The organism is Pseudomonas sp. LA5, assembly GCF_028640825.1.
Lineage (GTDB): Bacteria > Pseudomonadota > Gammaproteobacteria > Pseudomonadales > Pseudomonadaceae > Chryseomonas > Chryseomonas aestiva.
Window position 1 is genome coordinate 1 of record NZ_JAQYZY010000054.1, and the last position, 15,799, is coordinate 15,799.

Sequence of the window (15,799 nt, forward strand, 5' to 3'; positions counted from 1 at the left end):
CGCGCCCGGCCGTAGGTTGGGTTGAGACGGCTCCATCGTCGAAGCCCAACGGATGGACATGAACCCGCCGCGCTCGCGCTCAACCCAACCTACGGAACTGCTGACTCCGTAGCGTGGAAAACGGCGCAGCCTTTTCCACTGGACTCCGTAGCTGGGCGCGCCCTCACCCCAACCCTCTCCCGAGGGGAGAGGGGGTTATCCGAGCGAGCGCTCCGCTTCATCAGCTCCGGCAAGCTCGGGATCGCTCAGCGCGCCCGGCCGTAGGTTGGGTTGAGACGGCTCCATCGTCGAAGCCCAACAAACGGAGTCGAACCCGTCGCCTTGGGCTTCGCTCGCGCTCAACCCAACCTGCGAAAATACCTCACGCCGCCAGCGTCGCGCCGCCGTCCACCACGATGTCCTGCATGGTGATATGGCTGGCCAGGTCCGATGCGAGGAACAGTACGGTATTGGCGATCTCGTCGGGCTGGGCGATCTTGCGCAGCGGGATGCCCAGCTTGAAGTCTTCCGGCAGGCCGTCCACCAGGCGCTGATAGCCCTCGGGCGAGCCGAGCATGCCGGCCAGCATGGGGGTCGCCGTGGAACCCGGCGAGACCACGTTGCAGCGCACGCCCGACCCGGCCAGTTCCAGGGCCACGCAGTGGCTCAGGGACACCAGCGCCGCCTTGGAGGTGCAGTAGCCGGCCATCTGCAGGCGCGGCACATGGGCGGCGTTGGAGGCGATGTTGACGATGGCGCCCTGGCCCTGGGCCTTGAACAGCGGCACCAGTTGGCGGAACAGGTAGAAGGGACCGGAGACGTTGACGTCCAAGAGCGCCTGCCAGTCATCCAGGCTCAGGCTGTCGCTGGTGCCCAGGCGCAGCACGCCGGCGCCGTTGACCAGCACGTCCAGACGGCGTTCTTCCGCCAGCAACGCCTGGCAGACTTCCTCCACCTGGGCCGCGTCGGCGACGTCCAGCAGTTGGGTACGAAAGGGATAGTCGCTCTCGGCGAATTGCCGGTCGAGGCCGATCACCTCGGCGCCCGCGGCTTGGAAACGCCGCGCCACCTGCAAGCCGATGCCCTGCCCTGCGCCGGTCACCCAGACGCGCTTGCCGGTGAAATCCAGTTGCGTCATCAGGACACTCCTCAGGCGCGCGCGCGCAGCAGATCCAGCCAGCCCTGCAGGGTCGGCTGGGCGGCCAGATCGGCGAAGGTCACGGGCAGGCCGCGCTTCTGCCACTCGCCCACCAGAGTCATGACCTGCACCGAATCCAGACCGAAATCGGTGAGGTTGTCGTCCAGCGCCGGCGCTTCGTCGTCAGCGTCCAGCAGCGGCTGGACCTGGGCACGCAGCCAGGCTTCGTCCAGGGCTACCGCGCCGCCGGTGACCTGGGCGGTGCTCAGGGTACTGCCGCAACGGGTCGCCACGTAGCGCAGCGCCATGCGGTGCTCTTCCTCGCTGAAGTCGGCCACGGCGTCGCCGATCAGGAAGGCCTGGATGTCCCGCATGAAGGCGTCGGTGCAGGTCGTCAGGCAACCGATATGGGCGTAGACGCCGCAGACGATCAGCTGGTCGCGCCGCCACTCGGTCATCAGGTCCTGCAGGTTGGAACGGTGGAAGGCGCTGTAACGCCACTTGGTCAGCACCACGTCACCGTCCTTGGGCGCCAGCGCGTCCACCACCTGCTGCAGCGCGGGATCGGCCTGGGTCAGGCCCGGACCCCACATGTCGTTGAGCAGGGCGCGATCGGCTGGCGGCTGGTCGGTGGGCTGAGCGGTGTAGACCACCGGCACGCCCCGGGCATCGGCCCAGGCGCGCAGCGCGGCGATGTTGGTCACCACCTGGTCGATCAGCGGGCTGCTGTCGCCATAGAACTCGACGAAATAGCGCTGCATGTCGTGGATCAGCAGCACGGCGCGGTCGGCCGCCGGTGTCCAGTCGACCTTGTTGGCGGGAAAGCCGTCGGGCTGAGGCAAGGGATAGGAAGCAAGACGGGGGATAGCCATGGGAAACCTTAGGAACGCTCGGTGGAAGGGGTCTGCAGCTGCTCGCGCAGGCGCCGCTTGTCGATCTTGCCGACGGCGGTGAGCGGCAACTGGTCAAGGAACTGGAAACGGTCGGGCAGCTTGTATTCGGCCACGCCCTGCTCGCGCAGGTAGCGACGCAGCGCCACCGGCTTGAGTGCCGGATCGCTCACCACCAGGCAGGCGCAGCTCTTCTCGCCCATCAACTCGTCGGCGATGGCGACCAGGGCCGCGTGGGTAATGCCGGGATGGCGCAGCAGCAGCCCCTCGATCTCGGCGGCGGCGATCTTCTCGCCGCCGCGGTTGATCTGGTCCTTCACCCGGCCGACCACCTTGAGATAGCCGGCGGCATCGCGCTGGACCACGTCGCCGGAAAAGTAGAAACCCTCGGCATCGAACACCTGGGCATTGTGCTCGGGGCTGCGGTAGTAACCGCGGAAGGTGTAGGGACCGCGGGTGGACAGCAGGCCCGGCTCGCCGTCGGGCACCGGATTGCCGTCCTCGTCGGTGATGCGCACCTCGTCGTCCGGACTCATGGGACGGCCCTGGGTGGTGAAGATGCGCTCGGGCTCGTCGTCCAGGCGGGTGTAGTTGACCAGGCCCTCGGCCATGCCGAACACCTGCTGCAGCTGGCAGCCCAGTTCCACGGGCACGCGGCGGGCCTGGGCCTCGGCGAAGCTGGCACCGCCCACCTGCACCACGCGCAGGCTGGCCAGCCGGGCGCGCTGCTTGGGGGCGGCCGCGGCCTGCAGCCAGAGCGCCACCGCCGGCGGTACCAGGGCCACCCAATCCACCTGATGGCGTTCGATCAGCGCGAAGCACCGCAGCGGCTCGGGATCGCGGGCCATGACCACGCAGCCACCGGCGATGAAGACGCCCAGGGCGCCGGGCGAGCTGAGGGTGTAGTTGTGGCCCGCCGGCAGGGCGCAGAGAAAGCGCGTGGCCGGGGTCAGACGGCAGATCTCGACGCTGCGTCTGAGGCTGTAGTAGTAGTCGTTGTGGGTGCGCGGAATCAGCTTGGGCGTGCCGGTGCTGCCACCGGAGAGCTGGAAGAAGGCCACCTCGCCACCGGCGGTAGGGGTCAGCTGAAAGCCGTCCAGCGGGGTATCCAGACGCTGCTGCAGGCTGCGTGCGTCATCGGCGCCATCCAGCAGCACCTCGTCGAGGCCGGGCGCCACGTCGCGCAATTCGGCGAGGAAGTTGTCGTCGCGGAACAGGTTGTGCTCGCGGGAGGCGATCAGCAGCCGGGGCTGGATCTGCTGCGCATAGGCGAGCAACTCCAGCTTCTGGTGGCTGAACAGGGCGTTGACCGGGGCGATGCCAGCCTTGAGCAGGGCGAAGAACACCACATAGAACTCGGCCACGTTGGGCAGCTGCACCAGGGCCGTGTCGTGGCGCCGCAGCCCGGCGGCCTGCAGGTGGGCGGCCAGCCGACTGGAGCGCTCGTCCAGCTCGGCATAGCTCAGCTGCCGCTCGCCGCAGAGGATCGCCGGCGCCTCGGGCAGGGTCGCGCGGCTGCGCGCCAGGATTTCGGTCATCGGCAGATCGGGCCAGTAACCCAGGGCGCGATAGCGCGCCGCCAGGTCGTCCGGCCAGGGGGTGAATTCCAGACTCACGTGGGGTTCTCCTCGTCGAGCAAACCACAGGCGGCACGCATGGTGCCCAGTTTGGCGGTGACCTCGGCCCACTCGGCCGCGGGGTCGGAGGCTTCGACGATGCCGGCGCCGGCAAACAGCCGCAGCCAGTCGCCCTGCACCGTGCCGCAGCGGATGGTGACCACCCACTCGCCGTTGCCCTGGGCATCGCACCAGCCGACCATGCCGGTGAACAGGCCGCGGTCGAAGGGCTCGATGCGCTGGATCAGCTGGCGCGCCACGGCCGTGGGAAAGCCGCAGACCGCCGGGGTCGGATGCAGGCGGCAGGCGAGTTGCAGCGCCGAGGTGCGACTGTCGGCCAGTTCGCCATCGATGGCGGTGGACAGGTGCCACATGGCGTTGGTGCTGAGCAGCGAAGGCCCTTCGGGCACGTCCAGCCGGCTGCACAGTGGTGCCAGCTGCTGGCGGATGTCCTCGATCACCAGGCGGTGCTCGTAGTGATCCTTGCTGGACTCCAGCAGATCGCGGGCGACACGCTGGTCTTCCTGCGGATCGGCGCGACGCTTGGCCGAACCCGCCAGCGGATTGGTGTGGACCCGGGCGCCCTGCTTGCGCACCAGCAACTCGGGGCTGACTCCGACCAGCTCGCCGCCCTCGGCGAGGGGGATGCGGAATTGATAGCCGGTGGGATTCTGCCGCGCCAGATTGGCGAGGATGGCGTCCACGTCGGCGGGTTCGGCCAGGTGGATCTCCTGGATCCTCGACAGCACCGCCTTGCTCAGCTCGCCGCGGCGGAAGGCCTCGATGGCCTCCTCCACCGCCAGGCAGAAACCATCCGCACTGGGCAGGTTGCGCACCTCGCGCACCTGCGCCGGGGCGACTGGCGCGCTGCTGACCGGCGCCGGACGAGCCACCCAGGCATGCTCCCGGGGCACATAGAGACAGGAGGGCCGAGTGGTATCGAAGGGAATGGCACCCATGATCACCGGCTCGGCGATGCCGGCCTGGCGGGCACGGGCGAAGGCCTCTTCCACGGAGTGGAGGAACAGACTGTCCCGGTGCGCACCGCCGCTGGCCGGTGTCTCGACCCGGGCACAGATGCCCCGCCCCTGCAGGACGCGATCACCCGACTGGAACAGGAATGCGGCCTGTTCCCGACGATCGGCGCCTACGTCTCCGACCCGCTCGGCCCTCTTGCTCGTCATTTCGATGAACCTCTACACGAATGATAATGCTTATCAATAAGCAGAAGCTAACTTACTGGATACCGGAAAGTCAATTCGTTAGGGACCGAACGATATTCCCGACTATCCCGCAAATCCTTGAAATAAAAGACAAATACCCACCGGCCGGAAGGCGTCTGGCGATGAGCTCCTGCCCTTCCCCTGGCCGCACACCGGCGGCTTGACCGGAACGACTTGCTGCCAGAGAGCGCTTCTTTGAAAATGAGAGTGATTATCTTACAACCGGAAGGCGTTCATGTTCAGCTTGTCGTCAGTGTTTCGCATTCTCACCACCCTGGTCCTCGCGACCCTGGCGCTGGGCGGTACCGCTCGGGCGGCGGACTGGCCCCGGCAGATCAGCACCGACGGCAGCCAGGTCACCCTGCCCGCCCAGCCGCAACGTATCGTCTCCACCAGCGTCACCCTCACCGGCGCCCTGCTCGCCATCGGCGCACCGGTGGTGGCCAGCGGTGCCACCTCGCCCAACAACAGATTCGCCGATGACCAGGGCTTCCTGCGGCAGTGGGGCGCGGTCGCCAGGCAGCGTGACGTGAAACGGCTGTACATCGGCGAAGCCAATGCCGAAGCCGTGGCCGCCGAGGCACCGGACCTGATCCTGGTCAGCGCCGCCGGCAACGACTCGGCGCTGCGCCTGGTCGAGCAACTCAAGGCCATCGCCCCGGTGCTGGTGGTGGGTTACGACAATCGCAGCTGGCAACAGGTGGTGGAATTGCTCGGTCAGGCCACCGGCCGCGAGGACGCCGCCAGCCAGGTGGTCGCCGATTTCGACCGGCGTGTCGCCGAGCTCAAGGTGCGCCTGCAGCTGCCGCCGCAACCGGTATCGGCCTTCGTCTACAACCCGGCGACGCGCCAGGCCAATCTCTGGACCGCCGCCTCTTCCCAGGGCCAGTTGCTGGAAAGCCTGGGCTTCGAACTGGCGGCGCTGCCGGCGGGACTGGAGACCGGCCATAGCCAGGGGCAGCGCCACGACATCCTTCAGCTCGCCGGCGAAAACGTCGCCACCGGTCTCACGGGCCAGACCTTCCTACTGTTCGCCGCGGACGCCAAGGAGGCCGAGGCGGTGCGCAGCAATCCGCTGCTGGCACACCTGCCGGCGGTCAAGGAGAACCGCGTGGAGGCGCTGGGCGCCGAGACCTTCCGCCTCGATCCCTACAGCGTCAACCTGCTGCTGGATCGACTGGAAAAGCGCTACGCCAAGCCTTGAATAGAGCAGTCGTGGCCAGGGCGGTCCGCCGATGCGGCCGCTCCTACAGGTACCGTCTAGCCTGTAGGAGCGGCCCATGGCCGCGATCTGTCTTGTCCATCGCTGATCGCCATGAGTCCCCAGTGGAAAACGCTGCGCGGTTTTCCACGCTACGCCAGGCGCACCGCAGCGGATCAGGTGCCTAGGCTTTCAGCCCTGCGCAGACCTCGGGCCAGCGTCCAGCAGAGGGCGGCCACCCCAGTGGCGACCAGGCCGAAGACGAACGCCGCCTGCGCCGGCAGCATCAGGCTGGCCAGGCCGCCGAACAGCGCCGCGCCAATGGCCTCGCCGCCGATGTTCTGCGCCGTCCATAGCGCATTGATACGCCCCAGCAGACGATCCGGCGTCAGGCGCTGGATCAGCGCGTACTGCACCAGGGCATTGAGCGCACCCAGGTAGCCGAACAGCACCAGGCACAGTGCGGACAGCCAGAAACCGGGCAGCAGCGCGAACACCGCCACCGCCAGAAAGGTCGCCACCGCGGTCATCAGCAGGGTACGCCCCGGGCGTGGCGCCTGGTTCAGTCGGCCACTGGTGAGGGCGCCGATGGCCGCACCCAGGGGCGCGGCGGCATAGAGCCAGCCCAGGTGTGCGGTATCCAGCCCCCAACTCTCGCCCAGCGACGGATAGAGCACCCGCACCGCATTGGCCATGGTCACCAGGGCGCCGACCAAGGCAACCGCGCCCAGCAGGCGATTCTCGAACAGGAAGGCGATGCCGCCGCCCAGGGCCTCCCAGGGCGTCTCGCGCGGCTGCTCTGGCGGCGGCAACGGCGGCAGGCGCAACAGCACCAGCAGGGTGATCAGGGTGCCGCAGGCGGTCAGGCCATAGTTCCAGGCCACGCCGCTCTGGGCGATCAGCAGGGTGCCCAGCGGCGGCGCGACGATGGCCGCCACCCGCACGCTGAGCATGTTCAGGGCACCGGCCTGCACCATGGATTCGCGACCGACGAGGATCGGCGTGACGGCCAGCAGCGCGGTGACACCGAGAGCGCCAAAGAAGCCGTCCCACAGCGCCAGCAGGTAGATGGCGGTCAGCGACGGCTCGGGCAGGCTGGCGTTGACCGCCAGGCCGATGAAGCCCAGGCCGCAGATGGAGCGTGCCGCCAGGATCAGGCGGCGCCGCTCCAGGCGGTCGGCCAGTACCCCGCCGGTGAGCAGGCCGACGAACATGCCGATGCCGGCCATGCTCAGCGCCAGGCCCACCTTGAGCGGCGAATCGGTCAGCGCCTGGACCTGGATGGGGATCGCCACGGCCAGCAGGCCGAGGGACAGCACGGACACCAGGCGGGCGATGAACAGGGTGCGAAAGGCAGCGTGGGACCTGAGCAGGCCGAAGTCGAGCAGGAAGGACGTCTTGGACATGAATCACCGGAAAAACACAGGGGACGCTATCGAGCCGCCGGGGCAAGGCTGTTAGCATGTAATACAGACTATCATGTGTTAATACGCCTTGTTCTCATCCACTCCCCTTCCCGTCGGTCGCCGCGGATGACCGGGCGCCGCCTCTTCATCCTCGGCTGCGCCGCGTTCCTGCTGTTGCTGGCGATGGCTGCCAGCCTGGCGCTCGGCGCCACCGCCATCCCGCTGGCCGACGCCTGGCAGGCACTGGGCCAGGGCTGCAGCGCGCCGACCTGCCTGATCGTGCGCGAGGCGCGGCTGCCGCGGACCCTCGCCGGTCTGCTCGCCGGCGCGGCGCTGGGCGTGGCCGGCACCCTGATGCAGGCGCTGACGCGCAATCCCCTGGCCGACCCGGGCATCCTCGGCGTCAACGCCGGTGCCAGTTTCGCCGTGGTGCTGGGCATCGCCCTGTTCGGTGCCAGCGGTCCCGAGCAGTACCTGGGCTTCGCCTTCGGTGGCGCCCTGCTGGCCAGCCTGGTGGTACTGCTGGCCGGTATCGCCGGTGGCGGTGGCTTCAACCCGATGCGCCTGGTACTGGTCGGGGTGGCCCTGGGCGCCATGCTCGAAGGTGTCAGCTCGGGCATCGCCCTGCTCGATCCCCAGGTCTACGATCAGCTGAGATTCTGGCAATTCGGCTCCCTGGACGTGCGGCAGCTCGACCTGCTGCGCAGCGCCAGCCTGCCGGTGCTGGGCGGCGTGGTCATCGCCCTGCTGCTGGCTCCGGCGCTCAATGCCCTGAGCCTGGGCAGCGATCTGGCCGTGGCCCTCGGCACCCGGGTCCGCCAGACCCAGTTGCTTGGCCTGCTGGCCATCACCCTGCTCTGCGGGGCCGCCGCAGCGGCGGTCGGACCCATCGCCTTCGTCGGCCTGATGGTGCCGCACCTGGGTCGCTGGGCCATCGGCGAAGACCATCGCTGGCTGCTGCCCTTCGTCCTGCTGTTCACTCCCAGTCTGCTGCTGACGGCCGATATCGTCGGCCGCCTGCTGGTCACCAACGAGCTGCGGGTCTCGGTGGTGACCGCTTTCCTCGGCGCGCCGCTGCTGATCTGGCTGGCGCGCCGTCAGCGCCAGGGAGGCCGGGCATGAACCGCCCCGGTCGCCTGCGCCTGCCCGGCGTGCTGTTCGCCCTGCTCGGCGGCGCGCTGTTGCTGGCGCTGTTCGCCCTGGGCAGCGGCAGCCTGGCCCTGAGCCCTTCCCAGGTGCTGGCCGCGCTGCTCGGCGAGGCGCCGCGCGGCATCGAACTGGTGGTCACCCAGTGGCGCCTGCCGCGGGTGGCCCTGGCGCTGCTGATCGGCGCCGCCCTGGGCCTCAGCGGCGCGCTGTTCCAGTCGCTGCTGCGCAATCCCCTCGGCAGCCCGGACATCATGGGCTTCAACACCGGCGCCTACAGCGGGGTGCTGGTCGCCCTGGTGCTGTTCCAGGCCAGCATCCTCTGGAGCACCACCGCCGCCCTGATCGGCGGCCTGCTCAGCGCGGCGCTGGTCTATGCCCTCACCTGGCGGGGCAGCGGCGTGGATACCCTGAGACTCATCATCGTCGGCATCGGCGTGCGCGCCCTGCTGATGGCGCTCAACACCTGGCTGATCGTCCACGCCTCCCTGGAGGCCGCCTTCAGCGCCGGCCTGTGGAGCGCCGGTTCGCTCAACGGCCTGACCTGGGCCAAGGCCTGGCCGGCGGTGGTCTTCATCCTGCTGGCGGGCGCGGCCAGCCTGGCGCTGAGTCGCCGGCTGTTCCTGCTGGAAATGGGCGACGACACCGCCTGCGCCCTGGGCGTGCCGGTGGAACGCACGCGGTTGTCGCTGCTGGGCCTGGGGGTGGTGCTCACCGCCGCCGGCACTGCGGTGGCCGGGCCGATCTCCTTCATCGCCCTGGCCGCGCCACAGATCGCCCGCCGCCTGACCGGCACCCAGCGCCTGGCGCTGCCCGCCGCCGCCCTCACCGGCGCGGTGCTGCTGCTGGGCGCGGATCTGCTCGCCCAGCGCCTGTTCCTGCCCTATGTCCTGCCGGTCGGCCTGGTCACGGTGAGCCTGGGTGGGCTCTACCTGATCGGCCTGCTCATCTGGGAGTCCCGCCGCTCATGAACGACGCCCCCGCTTCGCGCCTGCACGCCGAGCGCCTGACCCTGGGCTACGGCCGCAAGCTGATCGCCGAGGACCTCTCGCTGACCATCCCCGATGGCGAGCTGACGGTCATCATCGGCCCCAACGGCTGCGGCAAGTCGACCCTGCTGCGCACCCTCAGCCGGCTGCTGGCGCCCAGCCAGGGCCAGGTCTGGCTGGACGGCCAGGCGATCCAGAGCTATCGCACCAAGGAGGTGGCCCGCCGCCTGGGCCTGCTGCCGCAGAGCTCCCAGGCCCCGGGTGACATCTCGGTGCGCGACCTGGTGGCTCGCGGGCGCTATCCGCACCAGACGCTGTTCGGTGGCGTGCGCGCCGACGATGAACGCGCGGTAACCCACGCCATGCAAGCCACCGGTGTCTTCGAGCTGGCCGACCGGGCGGTGGATACCCTCTCCGGCGGCCAGCGCCAGCGGGTATGGATCGCCATGGCGCTGGCCCAGGAAACCCCGCTGCTGCTGCTCGACGAGCCCACCACCTGGCTCGACATCACTCATCAGATCGACCTGCTGGAATTGCTGGAAGACCTCAATCGCCAGCAGGGCCACACCCTGGTGATGGTGCTGCACGACCTCAACCACGCCTGTCGCTACGCCACCCACCTGGTGGCCATGCGCGACGGCAAGGTACTGGCCACCGGCCGCCCGCGCGAGGTGGTCACCCCGGCGCTGATCAAGGCGGTCTACGACCTGGACTGCCTGATCATCGACGACCCGGTGGCCGGCACCCCCATGGTGGTGCCCCTGGCGCGGCGCTCGGCTGGCTAGAGTCCTTTCAACGCCCGATTCAGCACCGGGCCGATCTGCGCCAGCTGGGCAGGGGCGATGATGTCGACGTGGGCGCAGTCCACCTCGTGGGCCTGCAGGCGGGTGATCCAGGGCGCCCAGGTGGCCTTGACGTCCATTCCCGCCGGCAGGGTGCGGCGGGCGACGAACATCAGCGCCTCGCCCTCGAAACGCGCGCTGCGCGCCGTGGCCAGCAGCCGCACCGAATCGGCGTAGTTGCCCTCGATGGTGGCGAACAGCTCCGCCCCCTCCCCCAGCGCCGGATCGGCCAGGCCCTGCTGGGCGGCGAGGAAGGCCTCGCGCTCGCGATTGACCTCGGCCAGCACTTCCGGGTCCAGCTCGCGCTGGCCTTCGCGCTCCTGCCAGTTCTGGGTTTCCGGCGGATAGGTGTCGAGCAGGCCGAGGAAGGCGACCTCTTCCCCTGCCGCCTGCAACCGCGCCGCCAGGCCCTGGGCCAGGGTGCCGCCCAGGGAATAGCCGAGCAGATGATAGGGGCCGTGCGGCTGTACCTCGCGCAGGGTGCGCAGATGGCGCTGGAGGACGGCTTCCAGATCGGCGCCCTGGGCCAGGGGACCGTCCGGACGCGGCGACTGGATACCGAGCAGCGACCAGCGCGGATCCAGGTGGCGCTGCAGCACGCTGAATTGCCAGGCGAAGCCCGAGGCCGGATGGAAGCAGAACAGCGTCGGGCCGTCGCCCGGGCGCAGCGGCAGCAGGGTCTCGAAGCCGGCCCGCGCCGCGCTGGCCGCGTCCTGCTCCAGCTGCCGCGCCAGGCGGGCAACACTGGAGGCCACCATGATCTGGCCGATGGATACCGACCGCCCCAGGCGCCGGCGCAGGTTGGCTGCCAGAGTCATGGCCAGCAGCGAATGGCCACCCAGGGCAAAGAAATCATCGTCCGCGCCGACAATGGCGCAGCCGAGCACCTCGGAAAAGGCCGCCGCCAGGTCGCTTTCCAACCCCGGCGCCAGGGGACGGCTCGCGGTCCTGGCCGCGCCCTGGGGCGCCGGCAGGGCCTTGCGATCCAGCTTGCCGGTGGCACCCAGGGGCAAGGCCTCCAGCTCGACCAGCGCCACCGGCACCAGATGCGGCGGCAGGCTTTCGCCCAGCCGCGCCCGCAGGCGCTCCAGGTCCAGCGCGGCACCCGGCTGGGCGATCAGATAACCCACCAGCTGGCGGGCATCGCCGCCGGTGGTAACGGCCGCCTCGCCCAGCACCCGGGCATGGGTGACCGCCTGGGCCACGCCGGGCAGCGCCAGCAGGGCATGATCGATTTCCGCCAGTTCGATGCGCTGACCCCGGATCTTCACCTGGTCGTCGCTGCGGCCCAGGTATTCGACGACGCCCTCCGGCAGCCAGCGCGCCACGTCACCGGTGCGATACAGCCGCTCGCCCTGCCCGTCCGGCGCCGCGATGAAGCGCGCGGCGGTCAGCTCGGGACGGCCCAGATAGCCATCAGCCAGCTGCACCCCGCTCAGATAGAGTTCTCCCGCCACACCCGGCGGGACCGGTCGCAAGCGTTCGTCGAGGACGTGCAGCCCGGTGTTCCACACCGGCTTGCCGATGGGCACGCTGCTGCCGGTGACGGCCGCCAGGGCGGCGCCGTGGGCCGGATGATAGGAGACGTCCACCGCGGCTTCGGTGGGGCCATAGAGGTTGTGCAGGGGCGCGCCGACGCGGCGCTCCCAGGTACGAGCCAGCTCGGTGGGCAGCGCCTCACCGCTGCAGAACACCTGGCGCAGGCTGGCGCAGCGGGCTACCGCGGCCGGCTCGTCCAGACTGGCGACGAAGGCCGCCAGCATCGAGGGCACGAAGTGCACCGTGGTCACCCGTTCGCGGGCGAACAGCTCCTGCAGCGCCAGGGGATCGCGATGGGCCTCGGGCGGCGCCAGGTACAGCCGGGCGCCCACCAGCAGCGGCCAGAAGAATTCCCAGACCGAGACGTCGAAGCTGCTCGGCGTCTTCTGCAAGACCGTATCGCCGGCGCCAATGGGATAGCTGTCCTGCATCCACAGCAGGCGATTGACGATGGCGGCATGGTTGACCACCACGCCCTTGGGGCGGCCGGTAGAGCCGGAGGTATAGAGCAGATAGGCCGGATCGCCTGGACGCGGTCCGGCGAACACCGGCTCGTGGTCCAGCTCCTCCAGCGGCGCATCGAGAATCAGCACCTGATCCTCGCCCAGCGCCGGGAAGCGCTCGCGCTGGCTGGCATCGGTTACCAGCACCCGGGATCGCGCGTCGTCGAGCATCAGCTGCAGGCGCTCGTCGGGATAGCCGCTGTCCAGCGGCAGGTAGGCGGCGCCCAGTTCGAGCGTCGCCAGCAGCGCCAGGGACAGGAACACCGAACGCGGCAGGGCCACCGCGACGATGTCGCCCCGCCCTACCCCGGCATGGCTCAGCCGCTGGGCCAGCGCCAGCACCTGCTGGCGCGTCTCCCGATAGCTGAAGGCAAGCTGCAGATCGGCCAGTGCCGGCGCAGCAGGGCTGCGCGCTGCCTGGTCGGCGAGCAGGGTCGCCAGGGTAGCCTCGGGCAGCGATTGTCTGGTGGCGTTGATCGCGGCCAGCCAATTCCGGTCCGCTGGCGCCAGCAGGTCCGCTGCGCCCAGGGCCAGACCGGGCTGCTCGGCGAATTGCCCGGCCAGCAGGCCGAACCGCTCCACGTGCCCCTGCAACAGATCGGCGGCGTAGCGCTCGGCGTTGCCCAGCAGCTTGATGTCCAGGGCGCCGCTGGCCTCCAGGTAGAGGGCGATCTCCAGGTCGCGCACCGGCCCCGAGGCCAGTTCGTGGGTGATGCCCGGCACCCCGGCGAAATCCAGGGCGAAATCGAACAGCTTGAGGTTGATGACCGGTCCGGTCAGCGGCTCGGCATCGCCCGGACGGCCAAGATCGCGGGCGATCTGCTCGGCGTCGTAGCGCTGGTGACGGCGCACCTTCTTCAGCTCGGCGGCCAGCGCGGCGGCAAGTTGCGGCAGCGTCTGGGTCGAGTCGGTGCGCACGCCCAGGGGCAGAACGTTGAGCGTCGCGCCTCCGGATTTGAGCGCCACCGAACCCATGCGTCTCATGAAGATGAAGCCGGCGCTGAAGGCCGGCTGGCCACTGAGGCGCGCGAACCAGGTGGCGGCCAGGGCCACGGCCAGATCGGCTGGCGTCACCCCTTGAGCCCTGCCCTGCTCGGCGAGCCTGGTGATGACCGCGGCGGGCACCCGCGCGCGGGCTTCCACCACCCGCGGCGTGGGTACCTGCCCTGCCAGACCACCCGGCGCCAGGGACGCCGCCGGCGGCAAGGCCGCGCCACGCTCGCGCCAGAAGGCTTCGTCGCGCTCGCGGACGGCCGACTGCTTATAGTCCTGATATTCGCGCACCACCTCGGCAAAGGACACGAAAGGCGAAGGCTCACTCGTCTCGCCGCGCATCGCGGCGCTGTACAGGGCCGCTACCCGCTTGGCCAGGGCGGCGAAGCCATAGCCATCGATCAGCAAATGGTGATAGCGCTGGTACCAGAACAGATGATCCTCGCCCAGCTGGTAGATCCGGTTGAGCCACAGCGGACCGCCACTGGTGGCCCGCAGGTCGCCGTCGAGATCGGTGCGGATGGCCGCGCGCGCTACGCCTTTCGGATCGGCTGCCCGACGCAGGTCCAGCCACTCGGGCGCAGGGATGGCCATGTCGCTGTCGATCCACTGCACCAGCTCGCCCTCGCGCTCGGCGAACCTCAGCCGCAGACTGTCCATTTCCGCCAGGCCCTGGACGATGGCCGCCATCAGCGCCTGGGCGTCGATCGGCCCGCGCAGCTCGACCAGGTGGGCCACGGCGAAGGCGTTGGCATGGGGCGACAGCTGATCGGCCAGCCAGATGCCGGGCTGGGCAGCGACCAGCGGCAGCTCGGGTAAGCGTGAACGGGGCATGGAAGACACAGGAACTCCAGTCAGGAAGGCAGGGAGGCGACCGGGCGGATATCGCGCCAGTGGCTGGCGAGCCAGTCGTCGCAGGCCAGGCGCGGCGCCGGCCCGAACACCGGTTCCCAACCGGTGGGCACGGCCATGGCCTCTGGCCAGAGGCTGCATTGGCCGCGGGCATTGCGCAGGATCAACAGCACCTGGGCGGGATCGTCGAAGGGATTGGCGGCGTCCATCGGAGCTCCTGGAAAAGGGGATTAGCGAGGGGCGTCGGCGAGCAGGGGTCGCCAGAGGCGGACCAGACCGTCGAGCAGCCCGCCGCGCCACCAGAGGGCATCATGGCCCCCATCGATCTCGCGATAGTCGAGGTCGTGACCCTGCTCGCGCAGGCGTGGGACCAGGGCGCGGGAGGCTTCGAGGATGGCCGGCTCGCGCAACCCGGCCTCGATGAACAGCCGCAAGGGATGCGTGCTCCCCTGCCCGCTCTCCAGTGCCTCGAACAGCCGTCCCGGCGCACCGCGCTGCGGCCACCAGAAGGAACCGGACTGGCTCAGGGCGCAGCCGAAGCGCTCCGGCCAGTGCAGCGCGGCATAGAGCGCCGCCAGTCCGCCGAAGCTCTGCCCGGCGACGACCGTCGAGGACGGTGACTGCGCATGAGGCGCCCAGTCGCGCACCTGCGGCAGCAGCTCTTCCTGCACCGCCAGCCAGAATTCGGGATTGCAGGGCAACTCGCTGCCACGCAGGGCGCGGTCGCTGTTGTCGATCAGCAGATAGACCGCCTCCGGCAGTTGCCCGGCAGCGGTAAGCTGTTGCAGCGGCGCGCCGATGGGCATCGTCTGCGCCCAGAACTGCCCATCCAGCAGGATGGCCAGCGGCCGCTCCAAAGGGGTGGTATTACCGGTGGCAAAGAGCCATACCGGGCGGCTGTTTCCGAGCCGAGCACTCGTCCATTGGTACTGCTGCAGACTCGGCCAGGCCGCTGGCGCCAGGCTGCGGTCGGCATCAAAGGCCGCCCAGGCCGGCTGCGCAGGCGCCTCCGGCAGATGCACGCCCGACACCGCCAGCCCGCGCCCACCCTGCCAGGCACGCCGGGGGTTGAGCGGGTCGGCCTGGGCCAGGGGAAAGACGCTGCGCCACCAGAGGCGGATGCCCTGGAGATCGGACTGGGCCTCGCCTTCGAAGGGCGCCGGCTCCGCGCTGGGGATCAGGCAATAGCTGCCGCGCCAGCCGCCCTCCAGCTCTGTCTCCCAGGCCCAGACATCGCTGCCTGGCAGGCGCCGCAGACTCTGCGGCAAGCCCGGTTGATGATGGTCGGTGACCCCGGTGATGTTGAGCCAGACCCGCCGGGTACGGGAGCGCTCGGCCAACCCCTCGGGATCGCGCCAGACAAAGGTCAGGCGATAGCGCCCGGCCACAATGGGTTCGATCAGCGGCGTGCCGCGACAGGCCACGGCCTGCCACCAGGGCTCGCTGCCGACATCGTCCCGCTGGAAGAGTGAATCTTTCATC

12 protein-coding genes are annotated in these 15,799 nt (G+C 69.6%); 4 read left to right on the forward strand and 8 right to left on the reverse strand.

Annotated elements, in window-relative coordinates; all coding sequences use genetic code 11:
* Window positions 1–361: 361 nt before the first annotated feature.
* Genes dhbA through PVZ72_RS20485 form a run of 4 tightly spaced genes read right to left on the reverse strand, consistent with a single transcriptional unit; the run spans window position 362 to window position 4,807 of the window.
* Complete coding sequence (gene dhbA, locus PVZ72_RS20470) at window positions 362–1,117, reverse strand: 2,3-dihydro-2,3-dihydroxybenzoate dehydrogenase (RefSeq protein WP_187979743.1); 756 nt, start codon at window positions 1,115–1,117, stop codon at window positions 362–364.
* An 11-nt stretch (window positions 1,118–1,128) separates the two neighbouring features.
* On the reverse strand, window positions 1,129–1,989 hold the full coding sequence (locus PVZ72_RS20475) for an isochorismatase family protein (protein ID WP_273862880.1): 861 nt from the start codon (window positions 1,987–1,989) through the stop codon (window positions 1,129–1,131).
* An 8-nt stretch (window positions 1,990–1,997) separates the two neighbouring features.
* Complete coding sequence (locus tag PVZ72_RS20480) at window positions 1,998–3,623, reverse strand: (2,3-dihydroxybenzoyl)adenylate synthase (RefSeq protein ID WP_273862881.1); 1,626 nt, start codon at window positions 3,621–3,623, stop codon at window positions 1,998–2,000.
* Window positions 3,620–4,807, reverse strand: coding sequence for an isochorismate synthase (locus PVZ72_RS20485; RefSeq protein WP_273862882.1), 1,188 nt, complete (start codon window positions 4,805–4,807; stop codon window positions 3,620–3,622). Before PVZ72_RS20485 ends, PVZ72_RS20480 begins: the two co-directional genes overlap by 4 nt.
* 274 nt (window positions 4,808–5,081) lie before the next feature.
* Here PVZ72_RS20485 and fepB point away from each other — a divergent pair, with 274 nt between their 5' ends.
* A complete protein-coding gene (gene fepB / locus PVZ72_RS20490) occupies window positions 5,082–6,050 on the forward strand; it encodes a Fe2+-enterobactin ABC transporter substrate-binding protein (RefSeq protein WP_273862883.1) in 969 nt (322 codons plus the stop codon).
* Window positions 6,051–6,223: 173 nt separating this feature from the next.
* Here the strand turns inward: fepB and entS are convergent, their stop codons facing one another.
* Entirely contained in the window at window positions 6,224–7,453 is a 1,230-nt protein-coding gene (entS, locus tag PVZ72_RS20495; RefSeq protein WP_187979748.1) for an enterobactin transporter EntS, read from the reverse strand.
* 126 nt (window positions 7,454–7,579) lie between these two features.
* Here entS and fepD point away from each other — a divergent pair, with 126 nt between their 5' ends.
* Genes fepD through PVZ72_RS20510 form a run of 3 tightly spaced genes read left to right on the forward strand, consistent with a single transcriptional unit; the run spans window position 7,580 to window position 10,373 of the window.
* Window positions 7,580–8,575 (forward strand): Fe(3+)-siderophore ABC transporter permease, encoded by a 996-nt coding sequence (fepD, locus tag PVZ72_RS20500; protein WP_187979749.1) that lies wholly within the window; start codon window positions 7,580–7,582, stop codon window positions 8,573–8,575.
* A complete protein-coding gene (fepG, locus tag PVZ72_RS20505) occupies window positions 8,572–9,570 on the forward strand; it encodes an iron-enterobactin ABC transporter permease (protein WP_187979750.1) in 999 nt (332 codons plus the stop codon). Before fepD ends, fepG begins: the two co-directional genes overlap by 4 nt.
* Window positions 9,567–10,373, forward strand: a complete 807-nt coding sequence (locus tag PVZ72_RS20510; protein WP_133861186.1) for an ATP-binding cassette domain-containing protein — start codon at window positions 9,567–9,569, stop codon at window positions 10,371–10,373. The genes fepG and PVZ72_RS20510 overlap by 4 nt, the downstream gene beginning before the upstream one ends.
* Here PVZ72_RS20510 and PVZ72_RS20515 read toward each other — a convergent pair.
* The 3 genes from PVZ72_RS20515 to fes are packed head-to-tail and all read right to left on the reverse strand — an operon-like array spanning window position 10,370 to window position 15,798.
* Entirely contained in the window at window positions 10,370–14,299 is a 3,930-nt protein-coding gene (locus tag PVZ72_RS20515; RefSeq protein ID WP_273862884.1) for an enterobactin synthase subunit F, read from the reverse strand. The genes PVZ72_RS20510 and PVZ72_RS20515 overlap by 4 nt on opposite strands.
* A gap of 20 nt (window positions 14,300–14,319) precedes the next feature.
* Window positions 14,320–14,526, reverse strand: coding sequence for an MbtH family protein (locus PVZ72_RS20520; RefSeq protein WP_187979752.1), 207 nt, complete (start codon window positions 14,524–14,526; stop codon window positions 14,320–14,322).
* Between the two features lie 21 nt (window positions 14,527–14,547).
* Window positions 14,548–15,798, reverse strand: a complete 1,251-nt coding sequence (fes, locus tag PVZ72_RS20525; protein WP_273862885.1) for an enterochelin esterase — start codon at window positions 15,796–15,798, stop codon at window positions 14,548–14,550.
* Between the last annotated feature and the right edge of the window lies 1 nt (window position 15,799).

Coding starts and splice junctions, on each gene's coding strand:
- dhbA (WP_187979743.1), bottom strand. CDS start 1,117: ATGACGCAACTGGATTTCACCGGCAAGCGCGTCTGGGTGACCGGCGCA.
- PVZ72_RS20475 (WP_273862880.1), bottom strand. CDS start 1,989: ATGGCTATCCCCCGTCTTGCTTCCTATCCCTTGCCTCAGCCCGACGGC.
- PVZ72_RS20485 (WP_273862882.1), bottom strand. CDS start 4,807: ATGACGAGCAAGAGGGCCGAGCGGGTCGGAGACGTAGGCGCCGATCGT.
- fepB (WP_273862883.1), top strand. CDS start 5,082: ATGTTCAGCTTGTCGTCAGTGTTTCGCATTCTCACCACCCTGGTCCTC.
- entS (WP_187979748.1), bottom strand. CDS start 7,453: ATGTCCAAGACGTCCTTCCTGCTCGACTTCGGCCTGCTCAGGTCCCAC.
- fepD (WP_187979749.1), top strand. CDS start 7,580: ATGACCGGGCGCCGCCTCTTCATCCTCGGCTGCGCCGCGTTCCTGCTG.
- fepG (WP_187979750.1), top strand. CDS start 8,572: ATGAACCGCCCCGGTCGCCTGCGCCTGCCCGGCGTGCTGTTCGCCCTG.
- PVZ72_RS20510 (WP_133861186.1), top strand. CDS start 9,567: ATGAACGACGCCCCCGCTTCGCGCCTGCACGCCGAGCGCCTGACCCTG.
- PVZ72_RS20515 (WP_273862884.1), bottom strand. CDS start 14,299: ATGCCCCGTTCACGCTTACCCGAGCTGCCGCTGGTCGCTGCCCAGCCC.
- PVZ72_RS20520 (WP_187979752.1), bottom strand. CDS start 14,526: ATGGACGCCGCCAATCCCTTCGACGATCCCGCCCAGGTGCTGTTGATC.
- fes (WP_273862885.1), bottom strand. CDS start 15,798: ATGAAAGATTCACTCTTCCAGCGGGACGATGTCGGCAGCGAGCCCTGG.